The organism is Dyadobacter sediminis (assembly GCF_005860765.1).
GTDB classification, from domain to species: Bacteria; Bacteroidota; Bacteroidia; order Cytophagales; family Spirosomataceae; genus Dyadobacter; species Dyadobacter sediminis.
Genome location: NZ_VCEI01000011.1, coordinates 1,208,828 through 1,227,601, shown reverse-complemented (window position 1 = coordinate 1,227,601; position 18,774 = coordinate 1,208,828). Strand labels below are relative to the sequence as shown.

Sequence of the window (18,774 nt, the reverse complement as noted above, 5' to 3'; positions counted from 1 at the left end):
TAGAGGTATGAAAATAAAGTTGCAGCGTTTTGGAGGTTTGTTGCCGGTGATGAAAGAAGCAACGGCGGAAGTTGACTGGTCGGATCAGGAAGTGAATAAGCTGCTCGAGAATATTGCCAGAAATGTAAGTGCCAGTCTGAATGAGAGAGATGCTACCAGTCACTATCTGGAAGTAAACGGCCGATCCGTTCCGGTCGATCTTCAAAAAATTCCTGCTCCATATAAAAAGACCTTTGAAGAACTGAAGGAAAATTTAAAATTCAAAAAGGAGTAATTTAAGTTAAACCTTAGTAAAGCTGCTCCGCGGATCGCGCGAACCGCGGAGCAGCTTTACTGTTTGTAACCAATTTAATCTGGTATTTGCGGTTTTGCTCCGGCGGAGCATCCTTTTGCTATTGTCAGGAAACCTCTCCGAGGTTCAAATCCAATTCCTGTATTTCAATATTTTCTACAAACATGCAACCGCTCCGCGGTTCGCAGTAGCTCCGGATAAGCTTTCTGTTTGTAGCCAATTCAATCTGGTATTTGCGGTTTTGCTCCGGCGGAGCATCCTTTTGTTATTGTCAGGAAACCCCTCCGAGGTTCAAATCCATTTCCTGTATTTCTACATTTTCTACAAACAGGCAACCGCTCCGCGGTTCGCAGTAGCTCCGGATAAGCTTTCTGTTTGCAGTCAATTCAATGCGGTATTTACGATTTTTTGCTTCGGCGGGGCATCCTTTTGCTATTGTCAGGAAACCTCTCCGAGGTTCAAATCTAATTCATGTATTTCTACATTTTCTACAAACAGGCAACCGCTCCGCGGTTCGTAGTAGCTTTGAATGAGCTTTCTGTTTGCAGCCAATTCAATGCGGTATTTACGATTTTTTGCTCGGGCGGAGCATCCTTTTGTTATTGTCCGGAAACCTCTCCGAGGTTCGAATCCAATTCATGTATTTTTACGCTTTCTACAAACAGGCAACTGCACTGGGGGTGTTTACCTGTGTGCAGCATTTTGAACAATGAAATTTCGGCAATTACACACGTGTGGGGGAAATTTTTTAAAGAAGGAATCAAAAATGGTGCTGTCTGTTTCATGCCATACATGAAGGCAATAACTTTTTAGTTTTCAATAAGTTACTTAAAGCTTCGGTTATTATTGTTCTTTTAAATCATGTATGACGGAAAATGGCATATAAAAAATTGCATAAACAAAGTTGTAGTAAAACATGCAGGCACGGTTTTATAAATACTCCTGGTATAAACAAAACAACAACCAAATGGAATTTACAAATAAGACTACAACCATAGGCATGAGCGATTACGCTGACAGCATGAACCAATACAAAGAAAGCACTAATCCGTTTCTTTCCACTTATTCAACACAGCCTGTAAAAAAAGAAGGCAAAAGACCACGTATCCTTAAGCCGATCTATTCTGTAAGGTTATCCTGATTTTAGCTCGAATAAATGCACTTGATTGCACTGTCAGCATCAAGATTATCCAACCTGTACTCAGTACCGTTATCCCGTATTTCAGGAATCAATCATTGTAATGGTCAATGAGCGTTAGGATTGATTTTTTTTACCAAATAACAGACTGTATAAAAAACAATTAGAATGGAAAATTTAGCTGATATAACGGCATTGCTGGAAGAAACGATTGCTCAATTGATGGCAGGAACCGATACACTCACTGCTGAAAAAGGAATTTTACTCGCAGATCAATGGATAGACCCGCTGCAAAGTTCGGAGAATACCAGACCCATTGCAGAAGAGATCAAGAAGTTAAAAGCTTTGTTACAGGAACAACCTGTTAATGAAGCAAATATAACATCACAAATGAACCAGATTGCCGGGAAAGTGGCTGTTCTGGCACCGGACATGGGAACTGAAGGTGAAATGCCGTCTTTGCTTGCAGCATTGGCTAGTGCCTTGAGAATGTCAGGAGAAGTAGCGGATAACCAGAAGCAATAAACTGGAATTATCTCCGATGCTTATCTGCCCATAACCGGCAAGTTGATTATTTCCAGCCACAAGTGGCACAAATTGGAAAAATACGCATACCACGTCCGAGGGTCCTGTGACTTGATCATATAGGCATTGGCGTTACACCTATAACATTCTGCAATATCGTCGGGATGGTCAGAATTGCTGAGTATAATAATCGGTACATTCCTTAAATTCTGGGTTTTCAGAAAGTTCCGGATCAGTTCAAGCAGATTGAGACCATTCTGTCTGTTTGGAAGGTACAGGTCCAGAAGAATAAGGTCCGGAAGAGGAGCGAGGTTGTTCCATACAGAAGTGAAAAAGTCTATGGCGCTGGTTTCGTCCATTACACTGATAATGTTTGATTGAGGCACGCTGTTTTTTAATGCCATGTTCATCAGGGTCCGATGGTCGCTGTTGTCTTCAATTAAAAGAATATTTTTTTGCTGCATGTACTTACCCGCCGAACTCGGCAGCACTGACGAATGGTCATTAAGGTAACAAAGGTTGATCAGATGGGCAATTTTCTGGTATTCACTGGCAAATAACGGTTTTGTCATATACGCATTGATTCCATGATCATATGCTTCTTTTACCAAATGAGGACTGGATGCGGTGGATACCATAATGACCGGAATGTGCTTTGTGCTATCGTTGGATTTGATAATTTCAAACGTCTCCAGCCCGCTCATCTGTGGCATGTTCATATCCATAATGACCAGCTGTCTTCCGGTTTCTTCATTACTCAGCATGGACAAAAGCTGCGTACCATCAACTGCTTCAATAACCGTTGCATTTTGCACTACGTTTTCAATCGCCACCCGTATCAGCATACGGTCATCTTCGTCATCATCGGCGATGTAAATCTTGGTATTTTTTATCTCTGAAATCATCAGGTAACCAGCCTTTATTGAGTTTGAAATATCCTTCGTAAGTTGAATGATATTTACAATTCGCAAGTTAAAACATTCAAAATGATTTGACAGAATGAGTTTACTTAATTTAACAAAGGAGAAAATAATTTTATATTTCGTTGTATTATAACCGAAAGTGCTGGCAGAAAATTTGTAAAACTGTGTTACCGGGAAATTACAATTAGTCCGGCTCGGAAGCTGGAAATACAGTGCATCGGCTGTATAGGTGCTTTATTAATTTGGTTACAAGATAAAATATCCTTTCAGGCATTCCATTTGAAGATAAATTTGCAATAGTTTGAATATCCATTTTACACAGCTAAAAAAACAAACAAGAAGCTAATTATGGCTAAAACAAAATCGGATAACGATAATGAAATGAGTAAATTGGTCGAGTTTCTGCAAAGTAGACGGGAAATTCTGTTGACCAGATGGCGCAATGTATGCGAAGAAGATCCTGTCCTGAGCAGTAAAAGCAGTTTTACCCGGGAGGAGTTTAATGATCAGATACCTGTTTTGCTCAACGTTTTGCATCAGCGCCTGAACCATGAACCCGTGCTTTCCGACCCGGTTACGATAGCCAATGAGCATGGCCTGCACCGCTGGCAGTCGGGGTACCCTCTTTCAGATCTGGTTATTGAAATGGAACATCTGTTTTCCGTATTGCTGGAAGAAATTCAGCTTTTTAACGAGACTGTTGACGGCCTGCATCCGGATGCTTTTTCCAGAGTTTACAGGGAAGTTTTTCGGCTTTATTCAGAATCTACCCGGGGAAGTGTTTCCTATTATCAGGAACTCAGACAGGCAACAGCTGCGGAACAGGCTGCCAGTCTGCAAAATGCACTGAATCAGCTTCTGGAACTGGGCAAACAGCGTAGCGAGCATTTGCGGCACAGTTCGCACGATCTGCGTTCCAGTTTCAGTATTCTGATGATGGCTTCCCAGTTGCTGGAAATGCCCGGAACTGAAAACGAACGTGAACAGCTGATGAACATGCTGAATAAAAACCTGTCGTTCATCAGAGAAATGCTGATGCAACTGACCGATTTTACACGGATTGAAGCAGGGCAGGAGTCACTGGATATTAAAAAATTCGATGTAGCAAGTCTGATCAGTAAAACGGTTGAAAGTGCCCGTCCGCTGGCTGAAAACCGCAAATTGTTTCTTCAGGCCGAAGGTACCAAAGGCTTTGAAGTATCCAGTGATCCGGTAAAAGTCCAGCGTATTTTACAAAATCTGATTCACAATGCCCTGAAATATACTGAAGAGGGTGGAATATATATAACATGGGCACAGGAAAACGAAACACGATGGATCATGAGCGTACAGGATACAGGACCGGGTTTTTCTGCCAATAGTCGTACCGCATTGCTGGCAGAACATCTGAAACCTATTGTTATAAACAGCGCCAGCCATCAGGAAGCTCAGATGGTTCAGCCGCCGCCAAACAGCAATCCGGTAGAGAAAGTACAGGAAAGCAATATGAAGGAAAGTGAAGGGCTGGGCCTGTATATCGTCAAGAAAATATGTGAACTGATGAAAGCGACGATGGATATAGAAAGTGCTCCCGGCAAAGGAACGTTGGTGAGGATCAAATTTTTGATGCGGCAGGAACCTTCAACGGTCATGTAGAACCGGATCAAGTACGCTGAAAAAAAGGAGGTTCTTTGGCCAGCAATAAAAGTACATGACGCCGTCATGTACTTTTATTGCTGATCATTGCAGCGTAAAGAAATTTCCTCTGTTCCGGTATGCATGAACCGTGGCATTGATGACAAGAACCGCGGCTGCAATAATAGCTGTATAAGCAATCAAATGCATTTCATTCCAATTGGCAACGGCGACCGCAGTGATACCCCAGGCACCCGCAAGTGCCGTTTCGCGCATATTCCTGCTCCAGATCAGATAAAGGTTAATGACCGCAGCCACACAGATCATGACGATTGTCCAGCTTTCACCGGAAATCCCGAAGCCGTTCCAGTTTAGTTTGGTGAGATAAGCCGCAACATTGGCAATAACAGCCACAAGAATCCAGCCGGTGTAAATGGAAAAAGGCCACCATTCCAGCGCTACTTTTTTCAAGGGAAGCGTATCCAGTTCCATTCGTGTGGCAAGCACAATGCGCAGGAGGCAAAACAGCAGAATAGCCATGATTATCACCGACATACCCGTGAAATCGTAAAGCCATGCCAGGATCCAGGCGCAGTTGGCGGCACAGGAAACAACAAAAAGCCATCCGATTTTCGAAACAACAGGCGGCGTATCACTCTTTTTTACTAAACCCTTGCTCTGATGAATTACAAAGGCCGCCAATCCCAGATATATGATTCCCCAGATTGAAAACGCATATCCGGAAGGTGTAAAGGAATTCTGGTATCTGGCCGAAACTGTTGCCATTGTATTTCCATTGAAAATACCCGTATTGGAAAGGTAATTCATAATGATCGTAACCAGCAGTGCTAGGATGTTGGAAATCTGAAGTGTTTTTTTCATTCGTTTTTTTAATATGCCACAGTTTAAAGTTACTTTATACTGTTTCTATAATTTTCCTGCCATTGGCTTTATCTGGCTGGCGGCCATGTTCAGGCTCATGATTTCTCAGTGAATTCAAATGAGTGGATAAGATTCTGCATTTATGAAAAAAGACCGGATTAACCGGTCTTTTCGCGCTTTACAATACTTATCATTTTATGCTTTTTAAAAAAATGCAGGCATTTTTCAGCTTAAAAAGTCTTTTACCTGATCAATAAAACCGCTGTCCGGCTTTACGCCTTGTTCAACCTGCGCATGTACTTCCTTGTCGGCAGGTGCCAGTACAGGCTTACCGCCGGTAGGAACTGCTCGTTCCATCCGGAACACGCCTTTTCCGTCAATCGAAGTACCCTGTGTCCACCGGCCTTGTGCCGAGGTATTTCCGTCTACACTTGTACTGAAGAATGTATAGCTGACATCGTTGTTCTGCAGACTTTCAGGGAAGCTGTTAGGAATCGGGTGCGAGGCATTGACACCAAGTTCTTCCAATACGGCCATCCATTGATTCTGGTGCATGGTATCTCTTGCAATGAGAAAAGAAAGCATGTCTTTCATACCGGAATCGTCGGTAAGTTCGTATAATCGGGTAGCCAGTACACGCCCGGTTGCCTCGGCCATCACGTTTGCATACATGTCTGCTGCAATATTTCCGCTGCTTACAATCCATGAACCGTTAAACGGCACTCCGTTCGCATCCGATGCCATTGCGCCAAGTCCGGCAGACAAAATATGACGCGGATCGCGGCCGCCCATTACAGCTTCAATCATTGGGTTGCTCTTTGCCATTTCGTCTTTTACCGCAGTAGATGAGCCTTCCAGATTCAGACAAACAGCTGTGGCCAGCATTTCAATGTGAGCAATTTCCTCGGTTCCGGTTTCCATCAGCATATCCCTGTATTTCACCGGGCCTCTTGAATTCCAGGATTGAAAAAGGTATTGAAGACAAACACGCATTTCACCTTCAATGCCGCCGATGGCCTGCTGAAGTAACCTTGCAAATTCAGGGTTCGGTTTATCTACTCTTACATTGTACTGAAGCTTTCCGTCATGATAAAACATATGATTAACAGTTAAGGTGATAAAATTTTCAGGTAGTGGCCTTGTAAAAAATTGTACCACCTCAGGAAGGTTTCAAATGAACTTTATGTGAAGTTTTTCAGGCATACCGAAAAAACGGGAAGGATCAATTTAAAACAAAACGTACTTTTCTGCTGGAACAGTTTTTATAACCTTCATGACATCAACAAATTAATTATTACTTCCATCATAAAAATCAGAATCATAATGAAAAAGATAACCATAAGCATCGCAACATTTTTAATGGTACTTACCGGAACTGTATATGCACAGACCAGTACTTCCGGCTCATCGTCTCAACAAGGGACTACGCAAGGTACCGGGTCCACAACAGGAACACAGGGAACTTCCGGACAGTCACAAAGTACAGGAACAAGCGGAGTACAGTCCGACAACAGTTCATCGGGAACAACAGGAAGCAGTGCGACACAATCAAATATGAATTCGTCGGCCGGATCGATACAGGGAACCAGCTCTCAGGGAACAGGTACTCAAAATCAGGGTACATCTAATTCAGAAAGTTCCATTCAGTCGCAGGGAACAAGTGGCCAGTCTCAGGGAACAAGCGGACAGTCATCATCCACAGGTTCTACAGGAACAGGCACTACGGGTTCAACAGGTACAGGAACAACCGGTTCCGGCTCAACAGGCTCAGCAGGGACTTCCACAGGTTCCGGAAGTCTGAACTCTTCGTCAGGAACCAGCACTGATATGGATTCCAACAAAAAAAACTCGAAAAAACAGCGTAAAAACCAGAGCGGTTCCAGTTCGTCATCCAGTTCAGGAACTTCCGGTTCAGGTACATCGGGTTCTACTCCAAACTGATAACAACAGCCGGAGTCTAGATTAAGAAAACTCAAATAAAAATGCGGGCAGAAATTTCAATTCTGTCCGCATTTTTTATTTGTCGTTGCTGTATTTGCAAAATTGGAATCAATCCTCAGCGATCAGGCCGTTTGTAAGACTTTTCCATTGCATTTCAGAGAAAGTAGCAATTCCGACCATGCCAACAAGTACATCTCTGATTTTATCAATAATCCCATCTGACTCCGCATTGGCTTTGGTATTCCGGTCATAAACGGCAGCAGTTACTTTGTTTCCTTCTCTTGTAACGGTAAATGTGCTGGTGGAATCGCTGGAATAAAAATGAGCTGTTTCATTGTTATCCGTCGCCGGATTGGAAGCCGGCCTTACCCGGATTGCGATACTTTCAACGTCACCGGATTGATATTCTTCCATTTTTTCAACCTTGACCCAGTCAAAACCTTCTCCTGCATTGGATCCGGGCCCGGGAATATCGATCTTGAAATAATATCCTTCCTGTACCGGACCTGTAACATCATTTCCGGCTGCATCCGTAAGCTGAAATGCCGCGAGTGCTTTGCCGGCCTGTTTCTGCCAGTTGTTAACGTCCAGCAGTTTCAGTTTTGCACTTTCAAACCGTTTTTTTGCCATGTGGACGTTTTCAGTTTCAACCAAGCTCTCAGCATGGATGATTTCGCCTTCCTTTTGCCCTGGAATGACGTTCGTGTAATTTTTTTCTTCCATTGTTTCGGGTAATTAAGGACACCAGTTTCTTCCGGCGTGCTGTTATGGATTATTCTTTGTCACTTTCATTTTTCTTGTATTTTACTTTTAAAAACAGCATTGCAATGTTCAGCAGCAAGGTGAAAATGTTGGTCGAGATTATGGGAATATCTTTTTTGTCAACTCCGTAATAAACCCACAATGCATTTCCTGTGAGCAGAACAATAAACATCAGTGCTGAAACATCGCTCGCTTTTTTCTTTTTGATGGTAGTAACCAGTTGTGGAATAATTGCGGATGATGTACAAATCCCGGCGGCTAATCCCAGCCCTTCTATAAAATCCATTTATGATTTGTTTAATACCTCGTTGTCCATTCCGTATCAAACCGGCTATACAGAAATGTTCAACAATGCGGGTTGAAGAATCAATTTCGGTCTGAGTCTGTTAAAAATGCATACCAGATTAAATCTGTAATCCTGCGGTTCCTTATTTGTGTAAACAAGTACCAGCGGGATTGAAAAAGGCAATGAAAACTCCTGCCAATCCGAACAACTGATAATCTGTTTAATTATACGTTGTTCCGAACGCATCTGAAGGAAGCGTCCAAGTTGCAGATTTGTTTCGATCTTGATTTTTTTCGTAAGAAGGATTGCCGAAGCCCGTGACATGCGTGCAAGTTTGCAAACATAGCGGGAAGGCGGCTGAAAACGGGACAGGATTCAGAAGAGAACATGAACAGTGGCGGCGGACATTGTTGTTTCCGCAAATTGCTGATTTGTGGGGTGTTATAGATTGTGGCATCAAATCCACAATAAAGCTGAAAAGAAATTATTCAATAAAATTTTGAAATTGTCAAAGGAATCAAATTGCTGAAATCAATACTTTGACGGTAAGGTTACAGTAAATTCCGAGCCGGTTTCCGGGCTGCTTTTCAAAGAAATAGTTGCTTGCAGCAACTGTCCGAGCTGCCTTACAATGCTCAGTCCGATTCCTTCTCCGTGCAGCGGCGTCCAGGAAATCTGTGGATCCTGCAATTCGTTTTCTGCATTTCGTGCCGGACTTTCGGGAAGCTGAGCTGTTTTATACTGATCCCATTCCTTTACAAATTCCACGGGAAAGCCCGGCCCGCTGTCTTTTACCTTAAACCACCAGGATTGTTCCGTTTCCCCGAACCCCCAGCTTAATTCAACAAAACCGGAATCGGTATATCGGATGGCATTGAGAAGCAGATTCTGTGCAATCCGGAGCATGTTAAGTTCGTCGCCTTCGACTATGATTTCGGGATTGCTGTTCATACGCACATCCAGTCCGCGTTCGATGGCAAACGGCCTGATGCTTTCACCCAGATTGGTCAATACTTCGGAAGCATTTAAGAGGCTGATGTTCCGTGCTTCCTTGCCAGACTCGAGACGTGCATAGTTCAGCAGATCCGTAAGCATTTTGGTGGCTTGCGCAATGGTACTTTGCAGCATTCCAAGCATTTTGGAGCGGTCCTCTTCAGAAGACGTCATCATCAGAAGCGTTGCAAGACTGGCAATGGCTCCAAAATTCCCCCGAAGATCATGGGACGTCGAACGAAGCAATTCGCCCCGCTGTTTCAGATATTCCTTGAGTTCATCCAGTGATTTCAGGTTGGTGTCCGAGCGTTCAAGTTGCTGTATCCATTGTTCCTGGCCATGCTTAAGGGCTGTAATATCCAGTCCGGTCAGTATAACGCCTTCCTGCTGCCGCGTTATGGATACGGCAAGCCACTGATCTTCGCCATCTTCGGAAATAATCTGGTATTCAAGGTACATGGTTTCCCTAGAAAGGTAAACCGAACGCAAGTTGTCCACCGTTTTTTCCTGCCACAGTTTTCCGGCCAGATTGCTTACACGCATGCCAGCCAGTTGCGGTAAAGGCTGATGATAAAATTCCGCCAGTTTTTGGTTGCCCACAACCAGTTCAAAATCCACAATTTCCGCATGGTCGTCAGGATGATGGATGGCCTTCAGCATACCGATGAAAGCCGGAGATGAATTCAGCACCGCCTGAAGATTGTCCGCAATTCTTGTAATCCTGTTCTGCGTTTCAATCAGCTGCGTAATGTCAAGATCAACTCCCAGGGAACAGATCATTACGTCTTTTCCCATATTGAGCGTTTCACCTTTTACCTTGATGGTTTTTCTGGAATCACCGATCTGTATGGTAAGCACTTCTTCAAACGCATGCAGGCCGTGCTGCATCTGGTTCACAATCCGGTTTGCAATGTCGCGGTCTTCTTCAACCGATAAGGAAATGTATATTTCCGGTGTGACTTCCGTCCCGGGTGTCAGTCCAAATAACCGGTACATTCCCGGGGACCAGGTATACGTTTCCGTTGTACGGTTGTATTCCCAGCTGCCGGCATTGGCCAGATCTTCAGTCTGCTGCAGTAATATCAGGTTCTTGAATTTTTCCTGTTCCGCTTTCTTCCTTTTGGTGATATCAATGAAAGTAAGCCTCAGAAGATTGGAAGCATTACTTTTTTCGTAAGTCCGGCTGGCCGTAACTTCATACCAGACTTCGGTTTCCTGCCATTGAAAAAGCCGTTCAAAACGCTGGAACCTGCCGGTTTCAACGACTTCCTTGAAAACCGGGTAAAGTTCGCTCCGGTTTCCGATGGGTAAAAGGGTTTGTACAAACTGATCTGAAAGGAAAGCGCCGGATGCTTCCTGGTTGGAGGCAAGCATTTCAAAATCTGTAATCCGTTTTTTACCATCATAAACCGGCCGGTACAATATTACCCCGGACTGGGTAGAATCAAGTACAAACTGTAAAGCCGCTGCATTCCGGTGGGCTTCCAGTTCGGCCTGCTTGTAGGCGGTAGCGTCTGTGAACGAGCAAAAGAGGTCTTCGTCCAGCATTTCAATATGTACGTCGATCCAGCGGACGGCTGCGGAAAAGCCGTTGTAGGCTGCATAATTCCGCTCCCAGGAAAAGGAGATGGATTGCCGGTTGTTTGCTGCCAATCGGCAATGTTCGAGCAAAAGCTCAAAGTCCGCGTTCAGTTCGCTCAGCGTGCTGTTCAGGATACGATCTACGGGCAGGCCAAAAATGTCTTCGGATTTTAAGTTGGCGTAAATTCCTTTGAAATCATAAGGCATGCCTGATTCATTACCGAGTATTTTGTACAGAATAACTCCATTGGGCAAGCGGTTAAAAAGTTGACTGAGCCTCTGATATCCCTGATCTTCTATGTCCATATGGAATGGAATAAAGGTTGCTTTTTACATTAGCTGATTAACTTCGGGTTTATTTTGCTATCAAATCAATGCCATATGATCGACTCCGGATGCCGGTTTTCAGCCCGAACTGCCAAATGCAGCTCATTAATCACTTCAATAAAAGCAAATTATTTATACTTTCTGTCATGAAAGTGTATTTTACAATGGAAACATAATGGTTAATTCGAAACAGAAGACAGCAACAAGCGGTTATTTGACAGACAAGCCCGTTAAAACTGCTTTGCTGCATTCGCCGTTCAGGTATTTGACCGCCAGTACGGCAACCGCTTTTCCCTTTGTACTTGCCAGGGCCGGGTTGATTTCGTCATAACTGTTTTTCCGGGAAGTCAGCAGTCGTATTGCTTCTTCGTAGCCTTCGTGCAAATCCTTGTTTTCGGACTGAAATGTATCGGTTGAGGAAAGTATTTCACTGATCGCTGCAACCGTATCGTTGATTTCCTCGTCGGTAGGTGTAACATATTCAAAATCTTTTTGTTCTGCAGAATTCATAATCAAAGAGTGCCTATTTACAGTTCGTTGCTGAAAAATCATACCAGTTACGGCGACATTCCTCTTTATTTACAAACAACAGAAAACTTCTGTACTTTTCTGATCATCAGTGCGTACTTCCCGACAGAAACAGAAAGGAAGCCCTCATGGAGAACTTCCTTTATATAATACTACCTAAAATTATGAATCAGGCATTTCCATGTCCTTCAATCATTCAGAGATCATTCACAGAATTGAAAAACAACGGAATAAACCCAAGCCATCCGAAATTTAATTGATAAGAATTAATTATACTACAATTGATTAGAATTAATTTCTAATTTTTGCGATTTATTGTGGTAATCAAATGAATTATTTTAGCTGTCCAAAACAAGTTCAGAATTGCAGTACAAACCATCTCATAAGCCTTGAAAAATCAATTTTCCTTATCAGAAAAAGGTAATTTAGCTGAATGGAATCGCAAGCATGATTATTTTAGAAGTTTGTTCCGAACATGTCCGGCCTATTTTCACCGTTCTTATTCAAAATCATTGTTCGATTACAGGTTAAGACGGTATTCCGGTCACCGAAATTCATTGATTTTTATCGGACAACATAATAGTTACGTATATTTCTGTTCTTTGGAATGGATTGTCAGTTCGAAAATATAAATAGGGTTTTAGAAGTTCTTCTACTTATTTGTTAATAGCTTGCACTGACTTTTTTATCGGATTTCGCAACAAACAGTCGTCATAATGGATTATTGCATCGTATATCTCAGTTCATCAACAGACTTGCTTTCTCAGGAAGAACTGTTAACGATTTTACAAAAAAGCCGGACTAAAAACGCTTCGGACAATATTACCGGCGTACTCCTTTATTTTAACGGAAGCATCATTCAGGTGCTGGAAGGAGACGAAGAAAAGGTCAGATCCCTTTACAACGTCATCAGCCGCGACCGCAGGCACACGCAGGTTATTCCGTTGTATATGCAAAATATACCGAGACGGTCATTCGAAAAGTGGTCGATGGGTTACAGCACCATGACGGCCAGGGAATTCAGCCATATTAAGGAAATTGAGCCGATTGTAAAAAACCCGTATGCCGGAGATTTGCAAAACCAGAATGTTGTGATTGATCTGATCAAAACGTTTTACAGAAATAATTACCGCAATTGAGTGCAGCTTTACTTAAGATTTCCCACGACGGCCATCACCAGCGTAGCGGCATTTTCAGCAGCAATCTTGTAAAACGCCTGCATATCGTTTCTGGCTTTGTCATTGGCATTGTCGCTCAGGCTGCGGATAATCAGAAAAGGCGTGTGCTGCTGAAAACAGGTTTGTGCGATGGCGGCGCCTTCCATCTCGGTGGCTGCTGCATTCAGGTCTTTCCGTAACCGCTGCGTGGCTGTGGCAGATGATACAAATACATCGCCGGTAACAATAACTCCTTTCTTTACAGACGGTGAAAAACTACCGTTCTCCCTTTTTATCTTGGTGAAAACCAGGTTACGGGAAACAGCAACTGCTTTTTGGACCAGCATTGAATCACAGCTGAAAACAACCGGATTGGCTTCCATATTAAAAGGATTTCGGGTAGGAGTGTACTGCATGCCGCCATCTTCAATCGCACCGTAGTCGTGGTAGGTAACCTGCGTTCCGATTACGATATCTCCCGGAAAAAGTGCAGGATCAATGCCGCCGGCAATGCCTGAAAAAACAATTTCTCTCGGCCTGAAATGTTCCAGCATCAGCGTGGTAGCAATGGCTGCATTCACTTTCCCGATTCCGGTTTGCGCGAGTACGACGGATTTGCCGTTCAAAATGCCCTTTATAAACCGCATTTGTCCGATCAGCGTGTCTTTTTTATGTTCCATTTTACTTTCCAGCAGAACGAGTTCAGGCGGAAAAGCACCGAGTATGCCTGTAATATCCTGAGCGTGAAGAATGGAAGTGCTGATAAAAAACAAAACAAGCAGTAAATTCTTTTTCATTGTTGGTTTAAAAAAGGAGTGCGAGAACCGCAAATACGTTAATAATCCACAAAGCAAGGCTGATTTCCCTGATTTTTCCGGTTGCAATATGCAGCGCCGTCCAGCTCAGAAATCCCCATATGATGCCTTGTGTGATGGAATAAGTAAAAGGAATAAGCACCATGGCTATAAAAGCAGGAAACGCTTCTTCCAACTGGTTCCAGTTTATTTTGACAACCGGTTTCATCATAAACACACCGACCAGAACCAGAGCCGGTGCCGTTGCAATGGCAGGAACCGCGCTGATCAGAGGCGATAAAAACAGAAACGGAAGAAAGAGAAAAGCACCTGTAACGGCTGTGAGGCCGGTTTTTCCGCCTTGTTCTATTCCTACCGCGGACTCGATGTAAGCGGTACCCGGACTGCTGCCCACCAATCCGGCGACGGTTGTGGAAAATGCATCCACAATCAGTGACTTCTGCAGATTGCGCGGTTCTCCGTTTTCATCCAGCAGATCGGCCGCTTCTGCCAGTCCGACGAAAGTGGAAAGGCTGTCGAACATATCGGTGAATACAAATGCCAGTATAATCGGTGCCAGGCTCCATTGAAGTGAATTAACAATATCCAGCTGAAACAACAGGCTGAAATCCGGTTTGGAAACAATCTGACCGATCGTAACAACCGTTTCCGGGCCGCCCCACCATCTGCCGATCGGCCATGCGAGCAGGCTCGTAAGCACAATCCCGATCAGAATGCTGCCTTTTACTTTTCGGATCAGTAAAACAACGGTCAGGAGCAAGCCGGCGATAAACGTAAGCGTGGAAGCATTCAGGTTGCCGAGGCTGATCATCGTGGCCGGATTGGCAACGATAAATCGGGCATTTGCAAAACCGATGAGTGTAATAAACAACCCGATTCCGGCAGCTATTGCAAACCGGAGTGCCTTGGGAATGGCTTTTACAATGTAGGACCGGATATTGAAAACAGACAGAAGCAGAAAGAAAACACCTGACCAGAAAACGGTTCCCAGCGCAACCTGCCAGCTCAGTTTTTCAGCAAATACCGCTGTAAAAGTGAAAAATGCATTGAGCCCCATTCCGGGTGCAACCAGTATGGGATTGTTCGCATAAATGCCCATCATCAGGCTGCTGAAAAATGAAACCAGTACCGTTGCCGTAAGAACAGCCGAAAACGGCATGCCGGTCTGACTTAAAATGGACGGATTGACAACGATGATATAAGCTGTTGCCAGAAATGACGATACGCCCGCCAGGATTTCTGTAGAAAGTGAAATATTATTTTTCTTCAGTTCAAAAAAGGAGAACATAGCAGCGGGTTTCTTCCAAATATACCGGTTAGTGCCTGTTTTTAAAAATCGTTGAAGATGCGAACCGGATTTTGCCGTGCGGATGCAGTGGCATTTGCTATTTAAATAGTATTTTGGCAGGGCTTTCCAGTAAGAACCAAAGCGTTCCGGACTTTTAAGCTTATTCCTAAATTCCTCATAACAATATGTTTTCCTATTTTAAAAGCAACTACAAAAATCTGGGTATTATCTGGCTCGGAATGCTGTTTCTGGCTTCGGTATTTCTGTTTGGTTACACGGGTTGCAAAAACGGCAGTTTCGGTGCGGCTGATACCCTTGAACTGAACTCGTTTTCAGAACCCGGTTTTCCTTTCATTTCGACTTCCATGGATGCAAGAAAACTCGGGACGCATTTTCCGGACGATAACATCGCAGCCAGAACGCTTGCATTGACGCTGGGCGACAGCGCTTATGTCTGTTTTGATACCGATCTGTTAAGATGGTCTGTAGCATGGACGGGCAAGTTCCTGCCGATGGTTCTGATGGCGCAGATTTCATACAAGGATTTTTTCAACAAAAATAACCAGATCCCGACTGTAACCGGCAACCCTGCAATCGCAACGGGTTCGTATCCCGGCTGGACAACCGGCAAGCCGGATTTTACCGGCAGAATTGCAGCATCAGGCACTAAAACTCAGCCACTCTGGAAAGCGATGCCGGCGGAAAAAGGCAGATGGAGCGGGGTTTTTGTTTATGGAAACAAAGCTGTACTTCATTATACCGTCGGAAATGCGGAAGTGTACGAAATGCCGGGCAGCGAAAAGTTTTCAGATCAGACGGTTTTTACGAGGGCTTTCCGCATAAGTAATGTGAAAAATGATCTTTACCTGACTGCTGCCGAGGTTGTGAACGGAAATTCCGGTGCGACAAAAGGGGGCGTGGCTTACGTTTATCACGGCTCCGGCAAAGATTCGGTTACGGCAATCGGGGTTCTGGGGAAAGGTCATTCCATGCTCACACCCGAGGTGACGGCTGATCGTTACCTGACCGTCCGCGTTGCTTCGGATAAAAAACCGGAAGCTTCCCTGGCCATCTGGAAAGGACCCGCAAGTCAGCTGGCTGCTTTTGAAAAATGGTGTGTTAAAACACGTATAAACCTGCCCGAATTCAGAAAAGGCGGAGCAGCGCATTGGGGCGAGGCTGCTGTAACGAAAGGAAAATTGGCTCCGGATACGGCTGCATTCGTAACAGACCAGCTTGCATTGCCGCTCCCAAACCGTTGGAAAAGAAACGTCCGGGTTGCGGATATCGCTTTTTTCGGTAACGGCCGGGCCGCTGCCGTAACGTTTGAAGGGGACGTGTGGACGATTGAAGGGATTAACCGCGATCTTCAGGATATCAAATGGCGCAGGTTTGCCTCCGGACTGCACGAGCCGATGAGCGTGGAGGTAATTAGAGATACGATCTATGTTTTCGGAAGGGAAGGAATCGTTCGACTGCATGACCTGAACAAAGACGGTGAAGCCGATTTTTATGAGAATTTCTCCAACGTGATGGAGCAATCGCCCGAGTCGAGGGAATGGGCTGCAGATATGGTTTATGCGCCTGACAAAAGCTTTTACATTGCCAAAGGCGGTAGCCTGGACAACGGTCCGGGCATGACTGACAAGGCCGGAAAAGGCTTTCGTGCAGGCTCGCAGCAGAATGGAACCGTACTGCGTATTTCGCCGGACGGAAAGCAGTTTGAAGTCATTGCAACCGGCTTCCGGGGTCCTTACCTTGGAATACATCCCGAAAAAGGAATTTTAACGGCTACCGACCAGCAGGGTAACTTTGTGCCTTCATCTCCGATTTTCTGGATCAAAAAAGGCGATTATTATGGTGTGGAACCCACTATGCACCGCAAGGATAATCCCGAAGTTGCGCCGCCGCTGACCTGGATTCCGCATAGTGTGGATCGTTCGAGTCTCGGGCAGGCGTGGATTACGGGAAATAAAATGGGGCCGCTGAACGGCAGCCTGATCCATTTTTCATTCGGACGGCCAGGATTGTTCAGGGTTTTGATCGACAGTTCTTCCCGTGTGATTCAGGGCGGCGTCGCTGTTATTCATGCCGATTATCCGGCCCCGACATCCAAAGGGGCAATCAATCCGGCTGATGGTCAGTTGTATATTGCCGGTTTCAATCTCTGGGGTTCCAGTTCCAACGGCATCAGTGCATTGCTGAGGCTACGTTATACAGGAAAGCCAAGTTACATGCCTAACGAGTTCCGGGCTGTGAAGCAGGGAATTGTTCTCGGTTTTGATACCGAACTAGATGACAAAAATGCTGTGGACCTTTCCAATTTTGATGTGAAAAGATGGAATTACCAGCGTACGGAAGAGTATGGATCAGGACATTTTAAAACAAACGGCAGTTCGGGGGAAGAGACGATGACGGTTGCAGCCTCCTATTTGTCAGCCGACCGCAAGAAAATACTGCTGCTTGTGCCGGATATGACCGAAATCATGCAAATGGACGTTGCTTACCGGCTAAAAGCCAAAGACGGCAAGAAAATGCACGACAGTTTCTGGTTTACTGTAAACAATATGTCTGAACTGAATGCAAAGGATTTTGGATTTCAGCATGTGGATCTGGCGCTGCTTGCGGTAAAAAAACAGGAAGAGCCGGCTGAGGCAGAAAAAGAAGAGGCCGTTTCGGCAGCAAGAGGAAAAGCATTGTTCCAGAAAATGGCATGTTCCGGCTGTCATTCGGAAGGACTGAAAACGGACGGTATGTACGGTCCGCCTTTTCAGCATCTGTACAAATCGGAAAGGCATTTTGAGGACGGCACAACAGCCATTGCAGATGAAAAGTACATCCGTGAATCCATTCTGACTCCGGGCAAAAAAATCGTGAAAGGTTACAATGAAGAAATGCCTTCGTTCGTCGGCATATTGTCTGATTCCGACATTGAATCCGTTACATTGTTTATCAAATCGTTGAAATAAGCTGTTAGCTTTTAGCTGCTGGCTTTCAGTCATTGGTTGTTATTCGTTATAATCAATGATTTTCGGTCATTTTTTGTTCGTTTTTACTGGTCTTTAACTTGGCCATTTTAGTCTTTTGTTGTTAGTGATTGGATAGAGGCAATTAGCTAAATAGTTGGTAAATAAAGGCTTATAGCTAGCAGCTTTACGGGAACTGCTAATAACCGCAGAGCGGTTTCCTGTTTATAGAAAAAGTTGAAATTGTAAATTGCTAACCCCGGCCGGGGTTCCCTTTTTCAATTGACAGGATGCTTCTGCGGAGCAAAATCAACGTCTCATGCAATTTGCTACAAACAGGGAGCTCCTCCGGAGTGGAGCATAACCGCAGAGCGGTTTCCTTTTTATAGAAAAAGTTGAAATTGCAAATTGCAAACCCCGGCTGGGGTTCCCTTTTTCAATTGACAGGATGCTCCTGCGGAGCAAAATAACGTCTTATGCAATTTGCTACAAACAGGGAGCTCCTCCGGAGCGGAGCATAACCGCAGAGCGGTTTCCTGTTTCTAGAAAATGAAATGTGTAATTGGAAATAATAAACCCCAACCGGGATTTCCTTTTTCAATTGACAGGATGCTCCTGCGGAGCAAAATAACGTCTTATGCAATTTGCTACAAACAGGGAGCTCCTGCGGAGCTGCTAATAACCGCAGAGCGGTTTCCTGTTTCTAGGAAATGAAATGTGTAATTGTAAATAATAAACCCCGGCCGGGGTTTCCTT

The 18,774-nt window shown here is 44.5% G+C and carries 16 protein-coding genes; 7 read left to right on the top strand and 9 right to left on the bottom strand.

Translation table 11 applies throughout. From position 1 onward, the window contains the following. Positions 1 to 7: 7 nt before the first annotated feature. From FEM55_RS05715 to FEM55_RS05710, 3 genes are all read left to right on the top strand, one after another. A complete protein-coding gene (locus FEM55_RS05715; RefSeq protein ID WP_138280314.1) occupies positions 8 to 274 on the top strand; it encodes a hypothetical protein in 267 nt (88 codons plus the stop codon). A gap of 985 nt (positions 275 to 1,259) precedes the next feature. Then, positions 1,260 to 1,433: a hypothetical protein gene (locus FEM55_RS24895; RefSeq protein WP_171036476.1), complete on the top strand. Its 174-nt coding sequence runs from the start codon at positions 1,260 to 1,262 to the stop codon at positions 1,431 to 1,433. Positions 1,434 to 1,598: 165 nt separating this feature from the next. Then, positions 1,599 to 1,955 (top strand): hypothetical protein, encoded by a 357-nt coding sequence (locus FEM55_RS05710; RefSeq protein ID WP_138280313.1) that lies wholly within the window; start codon positions 1,599 to 1,601, stop codon positions 1,953 to 1,955. A gap of 20 nt (positions 1,956 to 1,975) precedes the next feature. Here FEM55_RS05710 and FEM55_RS05705 read toward each other — a convergent pair whose 3' ends face one another. Further along, positions 1,976 to 2,860, bottom strand: a complete 885-nt coding sequence (locus tag FEM55_RS05705) for a response regulator (protein ID WP_138280312.1) — start codon at positions 2,858 to 2,860, stop codon at positions 1,976 to 1,978. 366 nt (positions 2,861 to 3,226) lie between these two features. On the opposite strand from FEM55_RS05705, the gene FEM55_RS05700 reads away from it, so the two are divergent. After that, positions 3,227 to 4,513: a sensor histidine kinase gene (locus tag FEM55_RS05700; RefSeq protein WP_138280311.1), complete on the top strand. Its 1,287-nt coding sequence runs from the start codon at positions 3,227 to 3,229 to the stop codon at positions 4,511 to 4,513. 84 nt (positions 4,514 to 4,597) lie between these two features. Here the strand turns inward: FEM55_RS05700 and FEM55_RS05695 are convergent, their stop codons facing one another. Next, a complete protein-coding gene (locus tag FEM55_RS05695) occupies positions 4,598 to 5,374 on the bottom strand; it encodes a TspO-related membrane protein (protein WP_138280310.1) in 777 nt (258 codons plus the stop codon). 225 nt (positions 5,375 to 5,599) lie between these two features. Continuing rightward, positions 5,600 to 6,472 (bottom strand): manganese catalase, encoded by an 873-nt coding sequence (locus FEM55_RS05690; protein ID WP_138280309.1) that lies wholly within the window; start codon positions 6,470 to 6,472, stop codon positions 5,600 to 5,602. A 225-nt stretch (positions 6,473 to 6,697) separates the two neighbouring features. Here FEM55_RS05690 and FEM55_RS05685 point away from each other — a divergent pair, with 225 nt between their 5' ends. Further along, positions 6,698 to 7,315 (top strand): hypothetical protein, encoded by a 618-nt coding sequence (locus FEM55_RS05685; protein WP_138280308.1) that lies wholly within the window; start codon positions 6,698 to 6,700, stop codon positions 7,313 to 7,315. A 108-nt stretch (positions 7,316 to 7,423) separates the two neighbouring features. Here FEM55_RS05685 and FEM55_RS05680 read toward each other — a convergent pair whose 3' ends face one another. From FEM55_RS05680 to FEM55_RS05665, 4 genes are all read right to left on the bottom strand, one after another. Then, on the bottom strand, positions 7,424 to 8,038 hold the full coding sequence (locus FEM55_RS05680) for a hypothetical protein (RefSeq protein WP_138280307.1): 615 nt from the start codon (positions 8,036 to 8,038) through the stop codon (positions 7,424 to 7,426). Between the two features lie 49 nt (positions 8,039 to 8,087). Then, complete coding sequence (locus FEM55_RS05675; RefSeq protein WP_138280306.1) at positions 8,088 to 8,363, bottom strand: SWEET family sugar transporter; 276 nt, start codon at positions 8,361 to 8,363, stop codon at positions 8,088 to 8,090. Positions 8,364 to 8,894: 531 nt separating this feature from the next. Next, a complete protein-coding gene (locus FEM55_RS05670; protein WP_138280305.1) occupies positions 8,895 to 11,243 on the bottom strand; it encodes a PAS domain-containing sensor histidine kinase in 2,349 nt (782 codons plus the stop codon). Between the two features lie 231 nt (positions 11,244 to 11,474). Further along, on the bottom strand, positions 11,475 to 11,774 hold the full coding sequence (locus FEM55_RS05665; RefSeq protein WP_138280304.1) for a hypothetical protein: 300 nt from the start codon (positions 11,772 to 11,774) through the stop codon (positions 11,475 to 11,477). Between the two features lie 734 nt (positions 11,775 to 12,508). Between FEM55_RS05665 and FEM55_RS05660 the strand changes: the two genes are divergently transcribed. Then, the gene (locus FEM55_RS05660; protein ID WP_138280303.1) at positions 12,509 to 12,931 is read left to right on the top strand and encodes a BLUF domain-containing protein; all 423 of its coding nucleotides are present in this window, start codon (positions 12,509 to 12,511) and stop codon (positions 12,929 to 12,931) included. Positions 12,932 to 12,939: 8 nt separating this feature from the next. Here the strand turns inward: FEM55_RS05660 and FEM55_RS05655 are convergent, their stop codons facing one another. Next, entirely contained in the window at positions 12,940 to 13,746 is an 807-nt protein-coding gene (locus FEM55_RS05655) for a 5'-methylthioadenosine/adenosylhomocysteine nucleosidase (RefSeq protein WP_138280302.1), read from the bottom strand. A 7-nt stretch (positions 13,747 to 13,753) separates the two neighbouring features. Further along, positions 13,754 to 15,052 (bottom strand): NCS2 family permease, encoded by a 1,299-nt coding sequence (locus FEM55_RS05650; RefSeq protein WP_138280301.1) that lies wholly within the window; start codon positions 15,050 to 15,052, stop codon positions 13,754 to 13,756. Positions 15,053 to 15,237: 185 nt separating this feature from the next. Between FEM55_RS05650 and FEM55_RS05645 the strand changes: the two genes are divergently transcribed. Next, positions 15,238 to 18,021, top strand: coding sequence for a DUF6797 domain-containing protein (locus FEM55_RS05645; RefSeq protein ID WP_138280300.1), 2,784 nt, complete (start codon positions 15,238 to 15,240; stop codon positions 18,019 to 18,021). The last annotated feature ends 753 nt before the right edge of the window (positions 18,022 to 18,774 follow it).

Excerpts from the sequence above, each read along its gene's own strand:
- FEM55_RS05705 (WP_138280312.1), bottom strand. The coding sequence starts at position 2,860 with ATGATTTCAGAGATAAAAAATACCAAGATTTACATCGCCGATGATGAC.
- FEM55_RS05670 (WP_138280305.1), bottom strand. The coding sequence starts at position 11,243 with ATGGACATAGAAGATCAGGGATATCAGAGGCTCAGTCAACTTTTTAAC.
- FEM55_RS05645 (WP_138280300.1), top strand. The coding sequence starts at position 15,238 with ATGTTTTCCTATTTTAAAAGCAACTACAAAAATCTGGGTATTATCTGG.
- FEM55_RS05680 (WP_138280307.1), bottom strand. The coding sequence starts at position 8,038 with ATGGAAGAAAAAAATTACACGAACGTCATTCCAGGGCAAAAGGAAGGC.
- FEM55_RS05710 (WP_138280313.1), top strand. The coding sequence starts at position 1,599 with ATGGAAAATTTAGCTGATATAACGGCATTGCTGGAAGAAACGATTGCT.
- FEM55_RS05695 (WP_138280310.1), bottom strand. The coding sequence starts at position 5,374 with ATGAAAAAAACACTTCAGATTTCCAACATCCTAGCACTGCTGGTTACG.
- FEM55_RS05675 (WP_138280306.1), bottom strand. The coding sequence starts at position 8,363 with ATGGATTTTATAGAAGGGCTGGGATTAGCCGCCGGGATTTGTACATCA.
- FEM55_RS24895 (WP_171036476.1), top strand. The coding sequence starts at position 1,260 with ATGGAATTTACAAATAAGACTACAACCATAGGCATGAGCGATTACGCT.
- FEM55_RS05655 (WP_138280302.1), bottom strand. The coding sequence starts at position 13,746 with ATGAAAAAGAATTTACTGCTTGTTTTGTTTTTTATCAGCACTTCCATT.
- FEM55_RS05690 (WP_138280309.1), bottom strand. The coding sequence starts at position 6,472 with ATGTTTTATCATGACGGAAAGCTTCAGTACAATGTAAGAGTAGATAAA.
- FEM55_RS05700 (WP_138280311.1), top strand. The coding sequence starts at position 3,227 with ATGGCTAAAACAAAATCGGATAACGATAATGAAATGAGTAAATTGGTC.
- FEM55_RS05685 (WP_138280308.1), top strand. The coding sequence starts at position 6,698 with ATGAAAAAGATAACCATAAGCATCGCAACATTTTTAATGGTACTTACC.
- FEM55_RS05665 (WP_138280304.1), bottom strand. The coding sequence starts at position 11,774 with ATGAATTCTGCAGAACAAAAAGATTTTGAATATGTTACACCTACCGAC.
- FEM55_RS05660 (WP_138280303.1), top strand. The coding sequence starts at position 12,509 with ATGGATTATTGCATCGTATATCTCAGTTCATCAACAGACTTGCTTTCT.
- FEM55_RS05715 (WP_138280314.1), top strand. The coding sequence starts at position 8 with ATGAAAATAAAGTTGCAGCGTTTTGGAGGTTTGTTGCCGGTGATGAAA.
- FEM55_RS05650 (WP_138280301.1), bottom strand. The coding sequence starts at position 15,052 with ATGTTCTCCTTTTTTGAACTGAAGAAAAATAATATTTCACTTTCTACA.